This is a genomic window from Iocasia fonsfrigidae (assembly GCF_017751145.1).
Taxonomy (GTDB): domain Bacteria; phylum Bacillota; class Halanaerobiia; order Halanaerobiales; family DTU029; genus Iocasia; species Iocasia fonsfrigidae.
The window spans coordinates 2,188,433-2,207,157 of the sequence record NZ_CP046640.1 but is presented as its reverse complement, the minus strand read 5'-3'; the positions used below and the strand labels follow the sequence as shown (position 1 = coordinate 2,207,157).

Annotated in this window: 15 protein-coding genes; 12 read left to right on the top strand and 3 right to left on the bottom strand. The window is 33.7% G+C overall.

Annotation, left to right across the window (positions count from 1 at the left end):
- Positions 1-176 precede the first annotated feature (176 nt).
- From GM661_RS10570 to pepF, 3 genes are read left to right on the top strand one after another with little or no spacing between them, the layout of a single operon-like run.
- Positions 177-2,036 carry an FAD-dependent oxidoreductase gene (locus GM661_RS10570; RefSeq protein ID WP_230866824.1) on the top strand — a complete coding sequence of 620 codons (1,860 nt, stop codon included), beginning with the start codon at positions 177-179 and terminating at the stop codon, positions 2,034-2,036.
- A complete protein-coding gene (locus GM661_RS10565; RefSeq protein ID WP_230866823.1) occupies positions 2,029-2,559 on the top strand; it encodes a methylated-DNA--[protein]-cysteine S-methyltransferase in 531 nt (176 codons plus the stop codon). The genes GM661_RS10570 and GM661_RS10565 overlap by 8 nt, the downstream gene beginning before the upstream one ends.
- Positions 2,534-4,330 carry an oligoendopeptidase F gene (gene pepF / locus GM661_RS10560; protein ID WP_230866822.1) on the top strand — a complete coding sequence of 599 codons (1,797 nt, stop codon included), beginning with the start codon at positions 2,534-2,536 and terminating at the stop codon, positions 4,328-4,330. Before GM661_RS10565 ends, pepF begins: the two co-directional genes overlap by 26 nt.
- A 210-nt stretch (positions 4,331-4,540) precedes the next feature.
- Here pepF and GM661_RS10555 read toward each other — a convergent pair whose 3' ends face one another.
- Positions 4,541-5,326 carry an alpha/beta hydrolase gene (locus tag GM661_RS10555; protein WP_230866821.1) on the bottom strand — a complete coding sequence of 262 codons (786 nt, stop codon included), beginning with the start codon at positions 5,324-5,326 and terminating at the stop codon, positions 4,541-4,543.
- A gap of 123 nt (positions 5,327-5,449) precedes the next feature.
- On the opposite strand from GM661_RS10555, the gene pepV reads away from it, so the two are divergent.
- The gene (gene pepV / locus GM661_RS10550) at positions 5,450-6,847 is read left to right on the top strand and encodes a dipeptidase PepV (RefSeq protein ID WP_230866820.1); all 1,398 of its coding nucleotides are present in this window, start codon (positions 5,450-5,452) and stop codon (positions 6,845-6,847) included.
- 60 nt (positions 6,848-6,907) lie between these two features.
- Here the strand turns inward: pepV and argS are convergent, their stop codons facing one another.
- Entirely contained in the window at positions 6,908-8,605 is a 1,698-nt protein-coding gene (argS, locus tag GM661_RS10545; RefSeq protein WP_230866819.1) for an arginine--tRNA ligase, read from the bottom strand.
- A gap of 190 nt (positions 8,606-8,795) precedes the next feature.
- On the opposite strand from argS, the gene GM661_RS10540 reads away from it, so the two are divergent.
- From GM661_RS10540 to GM661_RS10515, 6 genes are all read left to right on the top strand, one after another.
- Entirely contained in the window at positions 8,796-9,323 is a 528-nt protein-coding gene (locus GM661_RS10540) for a lytic transglycosylase (protein ID WP_230866818.1), read from the top strand.
- A 358-nt stretch (positions 9,324-9,681) separates the two neighbouring features.
- A complete protein-coding gene (locus GM661_RS10535; protein WP_230866817.1) occupies positions 9,682-10,119 on the top strand; it encodes a YaiI/YqxD family protein in 438 nt (145 codons plus the stop codon).
- A gap of 194 nt (positions 10,120-10,313) precedes the next feature.
- Complete coding sequence (locus GM661_RS10530) at positions 10,314-11,318, top strand: BMP family lipoprotein (protein WP_456237560.1); 1,005 nt, start codon at positions 10,314-10,316, stop codon at positions 11,316-11,318.
- A gap of 128 nt (positions 11,319-11,446) precedes the next feature.
- Positions 11,447-12,961, top strand: coding sequence for an ABC transporter ATP-binding protein (locus GM661_RS10525; RefSeq protein ID WP_230869785.1), 1,515 nt, complete (start codon positions 11,447-11,449; stop codon positions 12,959-12,961).
- Positions 12,942-14,093 (top strand): ABC transporter permease, encoded by a 1,152-nt coding sequence (locus GM661_RS10520; protein ID WP_230866815.1) that lies wholly within the window; start codon positions 12,942-12,944, stop codon positions 14,091-14,093. Before GM661_RS10525 ends, GM661_RS10520 begins: the two co-directional genes overlap by 20 nt.
- The gene (locus GM661_RS10515) at positions 14,083-15,039 is read left to right on the top strand and encodes an ABC transporter permease (RefSeq protein WP_230866814.1); all 957 of its coding nucleotides are present in this window, start codon (positions 14,083-14,085) and stop codon (positions 15,037-15,039) included. The genes GM661_RS10520 and GM661_RS10515 overlap by 11 nt, the downstream gene beginning before the upstream one ends.
- 24 nt (positions 15,040-15,063) lie before the next feature.
- Here the strand turns inward: GM661_RS10515 and GM661_RS10510 are convergent, their stop codons facing one another.
- Positions 15,064-15,762 carry a polysaccharide deacetylase family protein gene (locus tag GM661_RS10510; RefSeq protein WP_230866813.1) on the bottom strand — a complete coding sequence of 233 codons (699 nt, stop codon included), beginning with the start codon at positions 15,760-15,762 and terminating at the stop codon, positions 15,064-15,066.
- 295 nt (positions 15,763-16,057) lie between these two features.
- Between GM661_RS10510 and GM661_RS10505 the strand changes: the two genes are divergently transcribed.
- A complete protein-coding gene (locus GM661_RS10505; RefSeq protein ID WP_230866812.1) occupies positions 16,058-17,350 on the top strand; it encodes a glutamate--cysteine ligase in 1,293 nt (430 codons plus the stop codon).
- A 24-nt stretch (positions 17,351-17,374) separates the two neighbouring features.
- Entirely contained in the window at positions 17,375-18,712 is a 1,338-nt protein-coding gene (locus tag GM661_RS10500; protein ID WP_230866811.1) for an ATP-grasp domain-containing protein, read from the top strand.
- Positions 18,713-18,725 lie beyond the last annotated feature (13 nt).

The following is an 18,725-nucleotide window of genomic DNA, read 5'->3' as shown; positions in this document are numbered from 1 at the left end:
ATCAATTATATTTTATATTAAGCTTTTTAAGATATATCAGATAAAATCATATACAGTCGGCAGGTATTTAATAAGAGATATAGAAATATAGTAAATGTGCAAGAGTAAAATTAGTCTGCAGTATTCTATCTAATATTTTTATTAAATGTTATATTGATAATAAAGGGGTGTAGTAATTGAGGGCAAAAAATATTTTACTTATAATAGTGTTTTTTTTGATCTCGGCGAGTATATTTAACAGTTTATCAGCTGCTGAACTGGAGAATGAATTTTCTATTGTAGTATATGGAGGAGAACCGGAAGGTGTAATGGCTGCAGTTGCTGCTGCCAGACAGGGTTATAATACATTATTATTAATGGAACGAGATAAACCAGGTGGGTTAATGACATATGGAGGTTTGAATTTCTTAGATCTAAATTATGGTCCTGATCAAAGAAATTTAAATAAAGGAATTTTTGCTGAATGGCATCATATGCTTGCTAATAGGGTTGTTTTCTCTATAGATGCGGCTGAAAAAGCCTTTGAAAAACTTATTTTCCGCGAAGAAAATTTAACAGTCTATAGTGGGGTCACGATCAAGAGCCTGCAGGTTAATGATGGTATGGTTAAAGAAATTATAGTTAGTCGCAATTCAGAAGATATCCACCTTTACCCCTCAATGTTAATAGATGCCAGTCAAGATGCAGACCTTGCAGCAATAGCAGGGGCAGATTATTTTACTGGTGGTGCAGATATAGGACTCCCCGAAAGACATATGGCGCTTACAATGGTTCTTCATCTAGGTAATGTTAATGGGGATGGTATCATGCAGGAAGTGAGAAGTCAGCGATATGGTTTAGCACATATGAAGGATGACCATGCCTGGGGTTTTGTCAGGGTTGGTGAACTATACCAGCCCTTAGATAATAATATCAGGATGCGCGGGTTAAATATTGTAATGGAAAAAGATAAACAAAGTGGTAATTATGAAGTCTATATAAATTCCATGTTGATTTTTGATACTGACCCCCTTGATAAAAAATCAATATCTAGAGCATACAATAGAGGAAAAAGAGAAGCTGCTAATGTCCTTGAATTTCTAAAAACTAATTTTAGAGGTTTTGAAAAGGCTGAAATAATAGATTACTTACCGGAATTATATGTTAGAGAGAGTAGACATGTAGTAGCTCGTTATCAATTAAAGATAACAGATTTATTTAATAATAGGGTTTTCAATGATACTATTGCTTTAGGGTCTTATCCCCTTGATTATCAGGCATCTGGTACAGATAATACTGGTTATGTTTTATTTAATCCCATAATATATGGTATTCCACTAAGGTCTTTACTACCGCATAATTTCAAGAATATGATGGTTGTTGGTAGGAGTAGTGGTTTTAGTTCTCTGGCAGCCTCCAGCAGTCGGGTTTTACCTACAGGAATGGCCTGTGGTGAGGCAGCTGGTATTGCAGCAGCTTATGCCCTGGAAAATAATAAAAACATTCCAGAATTAATTACAGATAATGAGATGATTAATTCGATACAGCAGGAATTGGGACTGGATTCTTTACTTAAAATTTATAGTAAAGAGACTAATAAAGAAATAATAGAGGATCAAGTATTACTCCCTTATCTTGAAGAATTAATTTCCTGGGGATTGCTTAATGGTGGTTATAATAATGACTTCAAATTAAAATCCACGATAACTGAGCGGCATTTTGCCCATAAAATAGCTGAAGGTTTAATCAGGAGACAGGCAGATATCTTATATGAGTGGGTTCCAGGCGGTTTAGAATCAGTTAGTAGTACACAAAGTCTTACACGAAATCAGGCTGCTAAACTACTCCTGGTAGCTGCCAGTAAATCTATTGAAGGACTTTCAGGTGATGAATATTATCATCAGGCTATAAGCAATGAATTAATACCTGATTATATAATTGAAAATATTAGGATTGACCGTGTATTAAACAGAAGAGAGGCATATATTATATTGGGGTCATTTTTGAAAAACTGTAGTACAGCAGATGATATATCTTTTTACAGGGGGTATGAATAGAGGTATGTGTATGGTTATGAATTTTGTGTATCCCTCTCCAATTGGATTATTGAATATATTTTTTAAGAAAAAGGGTATTATAAAGATAGATTATGTTGATAAGCAAAGGGATCCTGTAAATGAATATAATAAAAACTTAGTTTCTGATTATTATAATGATATTTATGAACAATTAAATGCATATTTTATTGGTAAATTAAGGTCTTTTGAGCTACCATTAATATTGACAGGAACCAGGTTCCAGCTTCAGGTCTGGAATGAACTTGTAAAAATACCCTATGGTGAAAAAAGCACATATAAAGAGATTGCTGAAGCTATAGGTAATCCACAGGCCGTTAGGGCGGTTGGAAATGCCAGCAGATCTAACCCCATCCCAATTCTTGTACCCTGTCATCGGATTATTGTTTCAAATGGTGATTTAACAGGATATAATGGGGGACTAAATAGGAAAGAATGGCTGATAAAGCATGAAAATAAATATAGAAAGGAAGAGATTAATGGCCAGAGAGTTACCTTTACGTGAGGAGATTGATGATAAATTTAAATGGAATTTGACTGATATTTATGCAAGTGAGGAATTATGGGAGGATGGTTTTACAAAGGTTGAAGGATTATTAAAAGAGGTTAAATCTTATCAAGGGGGATTGACGGATTCTGCTGATAGTTTACTTGCTGGATTAAATCTTATTATGGAGATAGAGGAGATCGTCAGCAGATTATATGCCTATGCCCATATGAAACAGGATGAAGATACTAATAATCAGAAATATCAGGGATTATATGATAGGGCACAGGGATTATATAATAGGGTTGCCAGTGCAACCTCCTTTATGATTCCAGAAATATTAACCTTATCATCTACACAGCTTAGGGAATATTTAGAGGGAAATCAGGGACTGCAATTATATCAACATCTTTTGAAAAATGTATTAAGACAAAAAGAACATTATTTATCAGCTAGGGAGGAAGAAATACTGGCCATGGCGGGCGACCTGGCTCAGGGTCCAGGGAATATCTTTGGCATGTTAAATAATGCTGATCTGGTATTTCCTGTTATTAAAGATGAGAATAATGAGGAAGTAAGATTAACCCATGGAAGGTATATTGAATTTCTGCGGAGTAAAGATAGAAGGGTCAGGAAAGAAGCCTTCACTGCCCTTTATAATAAATATGATGAATTTATCAATACTTTTGCAACTGTCTTAAATACATCTGTAAAGGGGCATATATTCTACAGTAAAACACGCAAGTATAATTCTGCGTTAGAGGCTGCACTCGATGATGATAATATTTCGGTCGATGTATATGATAATTTGATAAAAACTGTCAAAGATAATCTGGAGCCTATGTATAAGTATATTGACCTTCGTAAAAAAATATTGGGTGTTAAACAACTACATATGTACGATATTTATACTCCACTGATTAGTAATATAGAGATAAAAATGTCATTTGATGAGGCCAAGGAAACAGTTAAAGCAGGTCTCCAACCACTTGGTGAGGAGTATATTTCATTACTGGAAAAAGGATATAATTCTGCTTGGATAGATGTCTATGAGAATAGGGGTAAAAGGTCAGGAGCATATTCTTCTGGGTGTTATGGTGTCCATCCTTATGTTCTGTTAAATTATACAGAAGGTCTTGATAATGTATTTACTCTTGCTCATGAAATGGGGCATGCCTTACATAGTTATTATTCAAATAAAAATCAACCCTATGTTTATGCTAACTATAAGATTTTTGTGGCAGAAGTGGCTTCAACACTTAATGAAACACTCTTGATACACCACTTGCTTAAAAAGACTAATGATAAAGAAGAAAAGAAATACTTAATAAACCATTATTTGGAGCAGTTCAGGGGGACTGTTTTCAGACAGACTATGTTTGCTGAATTCGAAAAAATAATCCATCAAACTGTAGAAAAAGGAAATCCACTTACACCACAGTTTCTACAGGAGGTCTATCATAAATTAAATAAAACTTATTATGGTAGTAAGGTTGTACTTGATAAAGAAATTGATCTCGAATGGGCACGAATCCCTCATTTTTATTATAATTTTTATGTCTATAAATATGCCACAGGTTTTTCTGCAGCCACTGCTCTGGCAGCAAAAATATTAAATGAGGGGGAATCAGCAGTAAGGGATTATCTTAACTTTTTAAAGAGTGGTGATTCAGATTACCCCATAAATCTATTGAAAACTGCTGGTGTAGATATGAGTTCACCAGAACCAATTAAATCTGCTATAAATACTTTTAATGAATTTGTTATTAAATTAGAGGGATTGATTTAGTAAAAAACCTTATTATTAAGCGTCTTGCATAATTAATTAACGTCGGCTAAAAACTCCGCAACGGCTTCCGTAATAATTGATTATGGTTTGTTTTAAACTCCCTTCGGTCAAACAGAAAACAAACTACTTCATAATCAATTATACTCCAGCCGGCTACGTTTTAATGCCTCCTGTTAATTAATTATGCAATTCAAATATGAAGACTCTTATTTAATTATTTAAAAAGTCTATTACTTGACAGGCACATCGCTCTTTTTCTCTGCCATTACAGATGACATGGCTGGATTTATTAAAGGTTATACTGCTTATATTTCTGCTCTGAATTGTATTTTTTATTTTAATGCCGGCTTTAAAAGGGACAGTATTATCATTTTTAGAAGTGATTACCAGGGTATTAGTCGTTATTAAGGGTAGTTTTTTTCGAGCAAGTAGCATAAGTTTGTGTAGTTCTGAAACCTGCTTTAAATATACCCGGGAGGAATACTCCTGCTGCATTGCTATTATTTCTTCTTCTTCTGTTTCTTCAGGGGTCAGGTTTATTTTAGTCGAACAGGATTTTATAAAGTATTTAAGAAAATGGCTGAAAATAATCCTGGAGTCTTTTACATATATTGCAGGGGCAATTAGGACTAATTTGTCTATATTAAATCTGGCTGCGGTAATAATGGCAAGTACTCCACCCATGGAGAGTCCTCCCAGATAAATTCTTTGATAATCTTTTTTAAGATTGAGATAGCTGTCATAGACTTTTCTCAACCAATCATGTCTATTACTGTTCTTAAAGTCACTGATATTTGTGCCATGGCCCGGCAGGCGTGGTATGTAAACAGTATGTCCGATTTTATTATTTATTTCTTTTCCGAGATAAGTCATCTCATATGGACTGCCGGTAAATCCATGGATAAGTAGAACAGCAATTTGGCTGTTCCCTGGTAAATACTGTTCCCTGGCAAGGCTGAAAACAGAGGGGTTTGCTTTGATTTTAATATCTCTCATCTTTAATACCTCCTATTTTAAAAATTGATAATTATTGCTTAAGTCTGGGTGGTGGAGTTATTTGTTCTTTATTAAAAATAGTATATCATAATATATTATATGGTATAAAGGGGGCATAACGTTATGAATAAAAAAATAAATCAAAGGGTTGATGAATTACGGGGAGATATTGTGAAAGCACTGCAGGGACTGCTGCAGATCAGGAGTGTTAAATCTTCTCCAGAGGAAGGGAAGCCTTTCGGTAAGGGTATTGATGAATGTTTGAATGAGTTTTTGTCTTTGGCCGATAAGATGGGTTTAGTGAATAAAAATATTGCTGGACATGCAGGATATATAGAAATTGGCCAGGGGGAAAAGATGTTGGGGATCTTGTGTCATCTGGATGTAGTACCAGAGGGTAAGGATTGGACTTATCCACCATATGGAGGGGAAATACATCATGAAAAGATTTATGGACGGGGGACTATTGATGATAAAGGACCGGCTGTTGCAAGTTTGTATGCCTTAAAAGCAGTTAAAGACTCTGGAATAACCTTAAATAAAAGGGTAAGATTAATTGTTGGGACAGATGAGGAAAACTCTTGGGAGGGATTAAACTATTATTTAAAGAATGAAGAGATACCTGATCTGGCGTTTACTCCTGATGCAGATTTTCCAGTTATTTTTGCAGAAAAGGGTATCTTAAATATAACTATGCAATATGAAATTAAAACAGAAACAACAGAAAAGACCAAGATAAGGTCTATAACAGGTGGGAATGCAGTGAATATGGTTCCTGATTACTGCCAGGCGGTTTTGGAGAGCAATTGTCAGGCAATGATACAAAAAAGGATAAATGACTTCAATCTAAAAGATGGTTTTAGCTTGAAATTAGAGGTAGCTGATGACTTATTAATAATTAAATCTTATGGAGTTTCAGCACATGGTAGTCTGCCGGAAGAAGGCATTAATGCTGTTGCTAATTTATTAGTGTTTTTAGGTGAACTTGAGAGTATAAATGGTTGTCTGGATCGATTTATTAATCTGTATAAGCAAAAAATTGGGTTGGAGACTAATGGAAAGAGTATTGGTTGTTTAATGGAAGATGCTGTTTCCGGTAAGCTGACTTTTAATGTAGGTATGATTGATGTTGATGAAAATAGCTGTAAATTAGGTATTGATCTCAGATATCCAGTCACTAAAACTAAAGAGGAAGTAATAGATTGTCTGAAAAGTAATCTTAAGGGAACAGGTATTGAATTACTTGAAGGGAAAAACCATAAGCCATTATTTGTATCACAGAATTCCCGTTTAGTTAGTACTTTGACAGAGGTTTACAATAAATTTAGTGGAGAAAAAAGAGAACCTTTAGCTATTGGTGGGGGAACATATGCCAGGGCTCTTGAAAATGCGGTGGCTTTTGGACCGTTATTTCCAGGTCAGAAAGAGCTGGCACATCAAAAGGATGAATATATATCAATTAAAGATCTGGTTAAGATTACTAAAATATATGCTACTGCAGTTGAGAAACTTGCTCAATAGAAATTAAATGACCCCTCTGGGATAGTTTCCATTTCAGAGGGGTTATAATTTTAATAGTAACTACATTTTATCAGGGGCTTCAATACCTAATAATGACAAACCATTTTTGATAACAGTTTTAGTGGCAAATACAAGTAAAAGACGTGCTTTTTTAGTAGTTTCATCTTCAACAAGTATTGGGTACTCATGATAAAATTTATTAAAACTCTGAGCCAGATTAATTATATGTCTGGCTATATATGATGGTTCATTTCTTTCCATGGCCTTAATGATAGTTTCTGGAAAAGCTGACAGTAATTTAATAAGGTTAAAGGCCTCTGGATTAGATAAGTCCGAGTAGTCTGTTAAAGTAGTTATTTCTGTCTGGCCTTTTTCCAGAACACTATTTGCCCGGGCATGAGTGTACTGAATATATGGTCCTGTTTCACCATCAAAACTAAGCATTCTGTCCCAGTTAAACACTACGTCCTTTATTTTAGAATTACTTAAATCGTTAAAGATAATAGCACCAATCCCGACTTTTTCTGCGATTTCATCTTTATCATTGAGTTCAGGATTATTTTGATTAATAATCCTCTTTACTTTTTCAACGGACTTAGCAAGTAGATCTTTTAGTAGAATTACATTGCCTTTCCTGGTCTTGAGTGCACCTTCTTCACTACTAACCCTGCCAAAGGGTACATGTTCAAGTTGGTCTGCCCAATCATAACCCATTAATTCAATGACCTTCATCCATTGGGAAAAATGGAGTTTCTGTGAATAATCAGTAACATAGAGTGCTTTACTAAAATTATAGGTTTCTTTTCTATAAATAGCTGCTGTAATGTCCCTGGTCGGGTATAGGGTTGCTCCATCACTCTTAATGATTAGACAGGGTGGCATATCATAGTCTTCCAGGTCTACTACATAAGCACCTTTACTCTTCTGTAGAAGCCCTTTTTCTTTAAGGGATTGAACAATATCAGCCATTTTATCATTATAGAAACTTTCACCTGTATTATAATCAAAGCTGACATTTAAGATGTCATATATTGTATTGAATTCTTCTAAGCTTAAGGTAACAAACCATTTCCATAGTTTGTTAGCTTCTTCATCACCATCTTCCAATTTTTTAAACCATAATCTTCCCTCATCTTCAAGACCAGGTTTTTTTTCAGCTTCATCATGGAATTTAACATAGAGTTTTAAGAGTGTCTGAATGGGATTATCTTTTATTTCCTGGTCATTACCCCATTTTTTATAAGCAGCAATCATTTTGCCAAACTGTGTACCCCAGTCACCCAGGTGGTTTATACCAATACAATTATAACCAAGAAATTCGTAGATTTTATAGAGGGAATTTCCTATTACTGTTGAACGGAGGTGTCCCACATGAAATGGTTTAGCTATATTAGGTGAGGAGAAATCAATTACGATATTTTTTCCACTACCAATCTCCTGTGCCCCATATTTTTCTTTTTGAGATAGAATAGTTTCTAAAATAGTTCTGGCAAAGAGTTCTTTGTTAACAAAAAAATTAAGGTATGGACCATTATTTGTTATTTCAGAGAAATATTTGTTTTTTCCGATAGCTTCTTTAAGCTCAAGGGCAATTTTGCCAGGGGCTTTCCGGAAATTGCGGGCAAGTTTAAAACAGGGCAAGGCATAATCCCCCATTTCTTCCTGAGGCGGGATTTCAATAAGGTCACTGATAAGCCCCTCATCAAGTTCATAGTTGTTAATAATTAATTTAATAAGTTTTTCCTTGAAATTTATCAAATTTTTCCACTCCTATCACATCGTAACTACTGGTATTGTATGTAACCAAGTCATATTAACATTTTTTATAGCAGTTAATAATATTTATAACAATATAACATATTATTTTTATTAAATCAAGATAAACGATTTAATCACCATTTATCTTTTTAATCATATCTTATTAGTATAAAGAAGAAAGGGGGTTATTATGAATTCACTAGAAATTGCTAATCGGATATATTCTATGGAAAGGAGATTGGATTCTCTATATAATCAACTTGAAGACTCCTTTTCCTCTCCAAGATATATAAGAACTGCTCAAAACTTAAGGAATTTACAGGCAAGGCAGTTAAGTATACTAAATGGTCTTATTGCTGAATTAGAAGAAGAACAGCCGCCTCCACCGGTAAATCGTTATTATGCTCAACATATATTACAACCTGGTGAAACATTGCGTGTGCTGGCCCTGGAATATGATACAACAGTGTCACAAATTAGGAGGTTAAACCCTGGATTGCCTGATGAACCACAGGCAGGTCAGCTTGTTAATCTCCCTATAGAGATACCTAGGCCACCAGAAAATTCTATCCGTTATGTAGTTAAACCAGGTGATACATTATTTCAGATTGCCAGGAGATTTGGGACAGATGTCAGTACACTTGTTCGTTTAAATAGTATTGCTGACCCTGATATTATCTTTCCAGGCCGTATTTTGATTATTCCTAATCCTGTATAGAATTGATAATAAAAATTTATTATTAAGACGGAATTATTCCGTCTTTTTCTATATTTAAGGCTCTTTCATAATAGAACTTTTGCATAATTGAATTGTTATCCAGACGATTAAAACGGAGCAGAATTTAGTAAAGGCAATTATGGAAAAGGCTGTTTTGCTGTTTGACCGTAGGGAGTTTAAAACAGCCCATAATTGCCTAATACTAAATTCGTTGCGGAGTTTTTGTCTGGAAACAATCAATTATGCAAGATGCTTATTTATGTAATTTGTATAATAATATCTTACAAAATCTCTTGATTTTTGTTATAATTAAATTAATATTTTCTAATTAATAATTGGGTTAAAAAGGGGACTTTTTATGAGAATTTTAGTCGATGGTGATTCATGTCCGGTTATAGATTTGACAGTAGAGATTGCTAATAAATATATGATTGAATTAAAAGTGTTTGCTGATATTTATCATAATATTAAAATTGCTTTTGGTGAACTTATTTTAGTAGATAAAGGAAATCAGTCAGTAGATATGTGTATTGTTAATCAATGTCAGTCAGGTGATATTGTAGTAACCGCTGATTATGGACTAGCTGCTCTTGCCCTGGGTAAAAACAGCCAGGTAATAGATTTTTCTGGCAGAATCTATTCAGAGAAAAATATAAATTATTTATTAATGAAAAGACATAAGCATGCCAAAATACGCAGGACTGGAGGCAGTCATTCAACAGAGAGTAAGAGGACCCAGGAAGATGATATTAAATATCAGAAAAGCCTTATTGTTTTAATTGAGTCTAATTTATAATGCTGTCTGTCTTTTTAACATAAAGTTTACAAGTCTGGAAACTCATGCTATAATTATATTAATAGTAAAAAATGGTTCTATCTAAAATGTTTTTTAAGAATGCAATTCTTACTTAATTAAGTTAGATAAAATATTTTAGATGGAAAAGCTGGTAAAATGTTTTAATAGACTTTAAATTACAAGGGGTGTTTGCGATTAATAAAATTGGTGTTTTATTACTGGTAATACTTGTTGTTCTTGGTCTGACTGTAGTAAGTACAGCACAGGAATTAAAAATTGGGATGGTTACAGATGTAGGTGGGGTTAATGATCAATCTTTTAATCAATCTGCCTGGGAAGGTCTTTTAAGGGTAGAAGAGGAGTTGGGGATTAAGGTTGGATATGCTGAATCACAGCAGGAAGCTGATTATGCCCCAAATCTTGAGCAGTTATATGATTATGATAATGACCTTATCTGGGGTATTGGTTTTATGATGGCTGATGCTATACTTGATGCAGCTGAGACAAACCCTGATCAACTTTATGCAATTATTGATAATGCCTATGAAAATACACCTGAAAATGTTATTGGTGTATTATTTAAAGCAGAAGAAGCCTCTTTTCTTGTTGGTTATATTGCTGGTAGGATGAGCAAAACTGGAACGGTTGGTTTTGTAGGTGGAATTCGAGGTGTAATTATTGACGGTTTTGATTATGGATATACAGCTGGAGTGGCTTATGCAAATAAAGATGTAGAGGTTCTTAATCAATATGCTGATAGTTTTAGTGATCAGGCCAAGGGTAAGGCAATAGCAACACAGATGTATCAAAATGGGGCAGATGTTATATTCCATGCAGCAGGTGGTGCAGGTATAGGTGTTATCGAAGCTGCTAAAGAGAATGATAAATATGTTATTGGTGTTGATAGGGATCAAAGTGATCTTGCTCCAGATCATATGATTACTTCAGCAATGAAACGTGTTGATAATGCAATGTTCAATATTGCAGTAGATTTACAAAATGGTAACCTTAAAGGTGGGCAGACTATAACCTACGGCCTTGCCGATAATGGTGTGGATATAGCTCCAAGTTCTGATAAACATGTTCCCCAGAAAATACTGGATGAAGTTGAAATTATAAAACAGGATATTATTGATGGCAAAATATTTGTGCCATATAATAAAGAAACCTATGAAAAATATATTTCTACTCTAAATTAGTTATTTTTAAAATAATTGTATAATTACTCAATTTAACAGAGTAGCTCAGACAGGGGTTTGAGCTACTTTGTTAATAATAGGAGGTAATTTTTTTGGAAGGTATTGATTTTACCACTAAGGTTATAGAGATGAAGAAGATTACCAAGATTTTCGGAGAGTTAAAAGCTAATGATGGTGTTGATTTAACAGTACATAAGGGTGAAGTACATGCATTACTGGGAGAAAATGGGGCTGGAAAAACAACCCTGATGAATATCCTTTATGGGTTGTTTCAACCGACAGATGGAAAGATTTTTATTAAAGAGGAAGAAGTTAATGTAAATAGTCCCAATATTGCTATAGAACATGGTATTGGAATGGTACATCAACACTTTATGTTAGTTAAACCTTTTACTGTAGTTCAAAATATTATACTTGGATGTGAAATAATAAAAAATGGGTGTTTAGATTTAGAAACTGCCAGCAAGAAAGTATTAAAACTTTCTGAAATGTATGGTCTGCATGTTGAACCTGAAGCTAAAATAAGGGACATTTCAGTTGGAATGCAACAGCGTGTTGAGATACTTAAGGCTTTATACAGGGGAGCTGATATTTTAATTTTAGATGAACCAACAGCAGTTCTGACACCACAGGAAATTCAGGAACTCATGAAAATAATCAAAAATCTTAGCAGTGAAGGTAAAACCATGATAATAATAACACATAAACTTAAAGAAATTAAAATGATAGCAGATTATTGTACAATAATAAGAAATGGGACAAAGATTGATACTGTAGAGGTTAATAATACAACAGAAGAAGAACTTGCTAAAATGATGGTAGGTAGGGAAGTGAATTTTAGAGTTTCCAAAAAGAAAAGAAAACCTGGTAAAACAGTTCTAAGTATAGAAAAGCTTAATGTTAACAATAATAGAGGTATTTCAATAGTCAATAATTTATCTTTAAGCATCCAGCAGGGAGAAATCCTTGGTATTGCAGGGGTAGATGGTAATGGTCAAACAGAACTTGTGGAAGCTATAACAGGGTTGAGACCTGTTGTTTCAGGTAAAATCATGATGAATGGTAATGATATTACACATTACAAACCAAAACAAGTTATTGATAATAAAATTTCCCTAATACCAGAAGATAGGCAGAACAGGGGTTTAGTGCTTGATATGTCTGTTGCTGAAAATATGATTCTTGAAAACTATGCTAAAGAACCATTTTCCAGAAATGGTATTTTAAATTATGATAATATTTTATCTTATTCTAAGGAATTAATAGCAAGGTTTGATATTCGTCCACAGAACGAATCTTTATTAGCCGGCTCACTCTCAGGAGGGAATCAACAAAAAGTAATTATAGCAAGGGAAATATCAAATAACCCGGATGTGTTAATAGCCTTTCAGCCGACCAGAGGATTAGATGTTGGGGCTATAGAATATGTTCATAAAGCCCTGCTAGAGCAGCGGGATAGGGGGAAAGCAGTGCTACTTGTTTCGCTTGATCTTGAAGAAATAATGAATATCTCTGATCGTATTACTGTTATATATGAAGGAGAAATAGTTGGTGTAGTGGATGCTGAAACTGCTGATAGAAATAAACTGGGATTGATGATGGCTGGAGGAGGTGCTGAAAATAATGAAAATTTTCAAGGATAAAAAAATTTTTTCCAGTAATATTGGAAGGACTATAATTTCTCTGCTGATGGGTTTTTTCATTGGAGCATTAATCCTGGCAGTTGCAGGATATAATCCGCTAGAAGCCTATAAAGTTATGTTTTTAGGTGTTTTTAATAAGCCTAAATATATAGTGCAGACTATTATCAATAGTACACCGATAATTTTTACAGGTATTTCGATAGCTTTTGCCTATAAAACTGGTCTTTTTAATATTGGTGCTGAGGGTCAATTTATTATAGGTTCTATTACAGCAGCTATTTTAGGTTATTTACTTCATCTTCCTCATCTTATACATGTTTTTCTTATTATTGTAGTTGCTGGACTGGCTGCAGGTATTTGGGGGGGAATTGCTGGTTTTCTTAAGGCCAAATTTGATATAAACGAAGTAATTACAACAATAATGCTAAACTGGGTAGCGTTTTATTCCTTAAATTATATTGTTCAATTAGATAGTCTTAAAAAACCAAATGCCGAGGCAACTTATGATATACAACAGTCAGCCAGTATTATTGTTTTAGAAGTATGGAAAAAATCAAAAGAAGGTATAAACTGGTTGAATGAGCATCTGTTCTTCAAAGATATATTTAAAACAAGGATGAACTGGGGAATTTTAATAGCTATTTTAATAGCTGTAATCGCTTCATATATTATTCGGAAAACAGTGTTAGGTTATGAACTGCGTTCAGTAGGTCATAACCGGCAGGCAGCTGAATATGGTGGAATAAACGTGAGTAAAAGTCTGGTAAGCTCGATGATGATAGCAGGAGGGATTGCAGGTATAGCAGGTGCTATTCAGGTTATGGGGATATCACATAGAATTTCCACTCTTTCTGTTATGGAAGGTTATGGTTTTAATGGTATAGCAGTTGGGTTAATTGCTGGAGGTTCTCCTATTGGCTGTATATTTGCAGGTTTGTTGTTTAGTGCCCTTAATTATGGAGGGGGTAAAGTACAGTATATCCTAGGTGCACCTACAGAGATAATTGATATTATGGTTGGTGTAATTCTACTTTTTGTTGCAGTTCCAAAACTCATCGCACTATTCCCCAGGCTAGCTATTATATTTTCCTTTACTAAGGGTAAGATGGGAGGAGAAGATAATGTTGACTAATATTGGATTTATTATTGGTATAGCTTTGATGTATGCAGCACCTTTGATGTTTACTGCAATGGGTGGAGTTATTAGTGAGAAATCTGGTGTTATAAATATTGGGCTTGAAGGAATGATGTATTTAGGGGCTTTTATTGGGGCTGCTGTTGGTTATTATTCTGGAAACCCCTGGATCGCCTTTCTGGCGGCAGGTTTTGCTTCTGGTTTATTAGGACTCCTTCATGCTGTAGCCAGTGTTTCATTTGCTGGTAATCAAACTATATCAGGCTTTGCAATTAATTTTATTGGACCTGGTATTGCTTTGTTTTTAAGCCGTCTGATGTTTAATGGTGCAACAATGACTAAGCCTATACCAATGGAAGGCAAAATGCCGAAACCATTTAATGGGATTCTTAGAAGTCTTTCTCTTGAAAATACATTTGCTGCTCAGGTCCTCAATCAATATGCAACTGTATACCTGGCTTTTATTCTTATATTTATTGTTTGGTTTATTTTTTATAAAACAAGATTTGGTCTCAGGATAAGGGCAGTTGGTGAACACCCCAGGGCTGCAGATACTCTGGGGATAAATGTGTTTGCGCTAAGGTATATATGTGTAACACTTTCAGGTGTTTTTGCGGGATTTGGCGGGGCTTCTATGAGTCTGGCGGTGGTATCTTTATTTAGCCCAACACTTATTTCTGGACAGGGATATATTGCCCTGGCAGCAATGATCTTTGGCAATTGGAGGCCTCGGGGCATTATGTGGGGATGTTTATTGTTTGGGGCCGCTGAAGGCCTGGCGGTTTATATGGGGGGCAGGACTAATGTTGTGGTACCAACACAGGTGCTTTCAATGTTGCCTTATATAATTACTCTCCTGGTACTGGTTCTCTTTATAAGAAAATCAAATGCCCCTGCTGCAGATGGTGTTCCTTATGAGAAAAGCAGTAGTAATTTAATATAGTATTTTATTTAGTAAGTAACTAACTTATATTAAATCTTTAAAAAGGGATATCTTATATTCTTTTAATAACAAAATTAATTCTTTAAATTTACTGGGCGGAAAGAAAAATTCATTACCTCCATCAGCCACCTCATGAAAAACTAAAATGAGTGGCTGGTTTTTTTTCTGATATTCTTCAATCCATTGTTTAACTCTGTTTATGGATGTGGTTTTAACTATTACCTTGGGGATAATATCCTCGTTCTGTATTTTATTAAATATATATAATTTGTCACCACGTGCTATCGTATAGTTGGCAGATACAATTTTTTCAATAGTCGGACTCCATTTTCCGTTTGGACTGCAAAAACTTGCAAAGTCATTATCTATTAATTTGTTATTTTTAAGTATCTGTTTAGAATCTATTATTTCTTTATGTAAGAATTCAGGGATGATAGTAGTAAGGTCATAATGGTTTATGGTATGTGAACCTATCTCCCATCCAGCAGACTTAAGTTCTGCTAGCTGTTTAAGGGATAGGTGTTTTTCGTGACCTAAATATTTGGTGATTACAAAGACCACAGCAGGTATATTATATTTCTTCATCTCCTGAAAGGCATGGACATAAACTCCCTGGTAAGCATCATCAAAGTTTAATATAATACTAAACTCAGCCAGACTTGTTTGTGTAAATAATACTATTAGTACTAATACAATGGATAATATGATTATTTTATTATGCATTTTCTTTCCTTTCTAATATTTGATTTTATATTATACTTATTTTTCTTTTAATTATAACCTATTTTAGTTATTCAGGCAATGTTTAATATGCTAAGCTTGCTAATAGATAGTAATACAGCATAATTTTTTTCTAATATAATAATCATATGTAAAAAAAATATGTGATTAGACTTACAAAATAATATTATCTCTGTCTTTTTATTTACTTATGCAGGGATATATTATATTATCTATAATATAATATAGTAAAGCAAACCATAATAGTGTTATTAATTTATGGAGAAAGGATCAAAATATGCTGACAAAAAACTTGATAGAATGTAATCGGGATTATATAATAAAATATTTTCACTCTGGTGAGAAGGAAAGAAAAGATTTCAGACTTGGAATGGAGTTAGAGCATTTTGTTTTACATAAAGATACATATAGAGCTGTATCCTATTATGAAAAAGAAGGGATTGAAGACATTTTAAAGGAGTTAATTTCTTTATCCTGGAAAGGGATTTATGAAGGGGAAAACCTCATTGGTCTTAAGGGAAAAAATGCTAATATTACCCTGGAACCAGGAGGGCAGTTGGAGTTAAGTGTTTTTCCTGAATTAACTGTGACCGGGATAGAATTAACCTACCAGGATTTTTTAAATGACATAAAACCTATTTTAAAAGATAGGAATATGTGTCTGCTAGCAATGGGTTATCAGCCAGTTAGTCAAATTAAAGATATTCCTTTACTACCCAAGGAAAGATATCGATATATGTATCAATACTTTAAGCAGACAGGTAAATATGCCCATAATATGATGAAAGGTACTGCATCTCTACAATTAAATCTTGATTACAGGAATGAAAAAGATTTTATAAAAAAAATGTCTGTGGCCTATTATTTATCGCCACTGGTTTATAAAATTTTTGATAATAGTCCTGTTTTTGAAGGTTCTATATATAATAGAAAGGGGAGTATTCGCTCTCTGATCTGGGATAATTGTGATTTTAAAAGGTGTAACCTGGATAGACTAATTTTTGCTGATGATTTTGCGTATGATAGTTATGCTGACTTTATTTTAAATATGCCTCCAATAATAATTAAAAGGAATGATTGTCTCCTCTATACTGCTAATAAAATTACTAATGAGATTTATAGTGATGATCAGCTGCATACAGATGAAGTAGAACACCTTTTATCAATGGTTTTTCCTGATGTGCGGGCTAAAAAATATATTGAGTTAAGAGCTGCCGATGCTCTTCCTTATCCCTATAATTTAGCCTATATTGTTTTCTGGAAGGGATTGTTATATAATAAAAGAAATCTTGAGTTATTATATAAGGAGTTTAAAGCAATTAATTATGATGATTTTTTAGATATAAAGGAAAAAATAAGAAATCATGGTCTTAATGTGGAGATATATGGAGAAACATTGTTGAATAAGTTTAGCGGATTACTTGAACTAGCTGTTAATGGTCTTGGTATTGAAGAAAGGGAGTATCTTTTCCCTTTGTATAGACTATTAGAGAGAAAAGTAACAATCAAAGAATTACTATTTAAAGATGGATTAGATAGTAAATTGGATTTAAGTAATTGTATATTATAAATTTATTTAAAAAGGGTGAAATAATTGCAGGCAAATAATCTAATAGATGAATATCTTAGAGTGGTTAAAGGTGATATTGAAAATTATTATAAGGATTATCAGTTTCTTAAAGAAAGGGTAAAAAACTCTACTGCTATTTACAAGGGGGAGCCAGTTGATTTTTTATATCAGCCATTATTTTTTACTAAAGAGGAAGTTAGAGGTTTTGAGAATCTATTAATGATTTTAAACAGGATAATTAAAAAGGTTATTAATGAGTATAGGAATAGTGCTAAATTTAGAAGTTATTTTGCCTTTCCGGAACTAATGGAAGAACTTTTACTTGTTGAACCAGGATATGGTGTAGATATACCAATGGGGAGGTTCGATATTTTTTATCAGCCTGATGCTAGTGTAAAATTCTGCGAATTGAATACTGATGGTGCATCGGCCATGAATGAAGTAAGGGTATTACAGAAAGTTATGCTTGATGCTAAAGCACTCAATATAATAAAGAAAAATTATCAATTAACAGGTTTTGAACTTTTTTATTCCTGGTTAGATACGATTATAAAAAACTACCGCATATTTGCTGAAGGTAAAAATAAGAAGGACAGGCCTAATATTGCTATTATGGATTTTGATGGTGAAGGGACAATCTATGAGTTTAAGGAATTTCAAAAGCGATTTATTCAAGCTGGTTACCAGACAGTAATTTGTGACCCCCGTGATTTTAACTATACTAATGGTAAATTATATTACAAGAATATAGAGATAGATTTAATATACCGTCGTGCAACTACTGGTAGATTAATAGAGGAAAGTAAATCAATTACTGATTTTATAAAGGCTTATAAGGATGGAGCTGTTTGCGTTGTGGGTGGTCTGGTCTCTCAAATAATCCATAATAAATTGTTTTTTGCTATATTACATGATAAAAAGAAGGTTGATTTTTTGACTGAGCAGGAGTATGACTTTATAAAGAGGTATATACCTTATACAGCTGTAATAGCTGATGCCAACAGTAAAGTAATGGATAGCTTGTTAGACAATAAAAACAAATATATCTTAAAACCATTTGACCGTTTTGCTGGTAAGGGAGTTTATGCTGGAAGAGATTTTAGTAATTTTAAATGGCAGGATATTGTAGCAAGGGTAAGGAGCAGAGATTACTTGCTGCAGGAGTTTGTTGAAATACCTGGCAGAGAAATGATCTCTGAAAAAGAGGGCAAACTATTAATTGAGAGATATGGATATCTCCTTGGTTTATTTAGTTATAACGGTTTATTACAAGGTTTATATACCAGGGTTGGTAGAAAGAATATAATTGCTGCTGCCGGGGAGTCTTTTACAATTCCGAATTATATCATTGAGAAGAAATAATAATTGGAGGGAT

Excerpts from the sequence above, each read along its gene's own strand:
- GM661_RS10505 (WP_230866812.1), top strand. The coding sequence starts at position 16,058 with ATGCTGACAAAAAACTTGATAGAATGTAATCGGGATTATATAATAAAA.
- GM661_RS10525 (WP_230869785.1), top strand. The coding sequence starts at position 11,447 with ATGAAGAAGATTACCAAGATTTTCGGAGAGTTAAAAGCTAATGATGGT.
- GM661_RS10510 (WP_230866813.1), bottom strand. The coding sequence starts at position 15,762 with ATGCATAATAAAATAATCATATTATCCATTGTATTAGTACTAATAGTA.
- GM661_RS10540 (WP_230866818.1), top strand. The coding sequence starts at position 8,796 with ATGAATTCACTAGAAATTGCTAATCGGATATATTCTATGGAAAGGAGA.
- GM661_RS10515 (WP_230866814.1), top strand. The coding sequence starts at position 14,083 with ATGTTGACTAATATTGGATTTATTATTGGTATAGCTTTGATGTATGCA.
- pepV (WP_230866820.1), top strand. The coding sequence starts at position 5,450 with ATGAATAAAAAAATAAATCAAAGGGTTGATGAATTACGGGGAGATATT.
- pepF (WP_230866822.1), top strand. The coding sequence starts at position 2,534 with ATGGCCAGAGAGTTACCTTTACGTGAGGAGATTGATGATAAATTTAAA.
- GM661_RS10520 (WP_230866815.1), top strand. The coding sequence starts at position 12,942 with ATGAAAATTTTCAAGGATAAAAAAATTTTTTCCAGTAATATTGGAAGG.
- GM661_RS10555 (WP_230866821.1), bottom strand. The coding sequence starts at position 5,326 with ATGAGAGATATTAAAATCAAAGCAAACCCCTCTGTTTTCAGCCTTGCC.
- GM661_RS10535 (WP_230866817.1), top strand. The coding sequence starts at position 9,682 with ATGAGAATTTTAGTCGATGGTGATTCATGTCCGGTTATAGATTTGACA.
- GM661_RS10565 (WP_230866823.1), top strand. The coding sequence starts at position 2,029 with ATGAATAGAGGTATGTGTATGGTTATGAATTTTGTGTATCCCTCTCCA.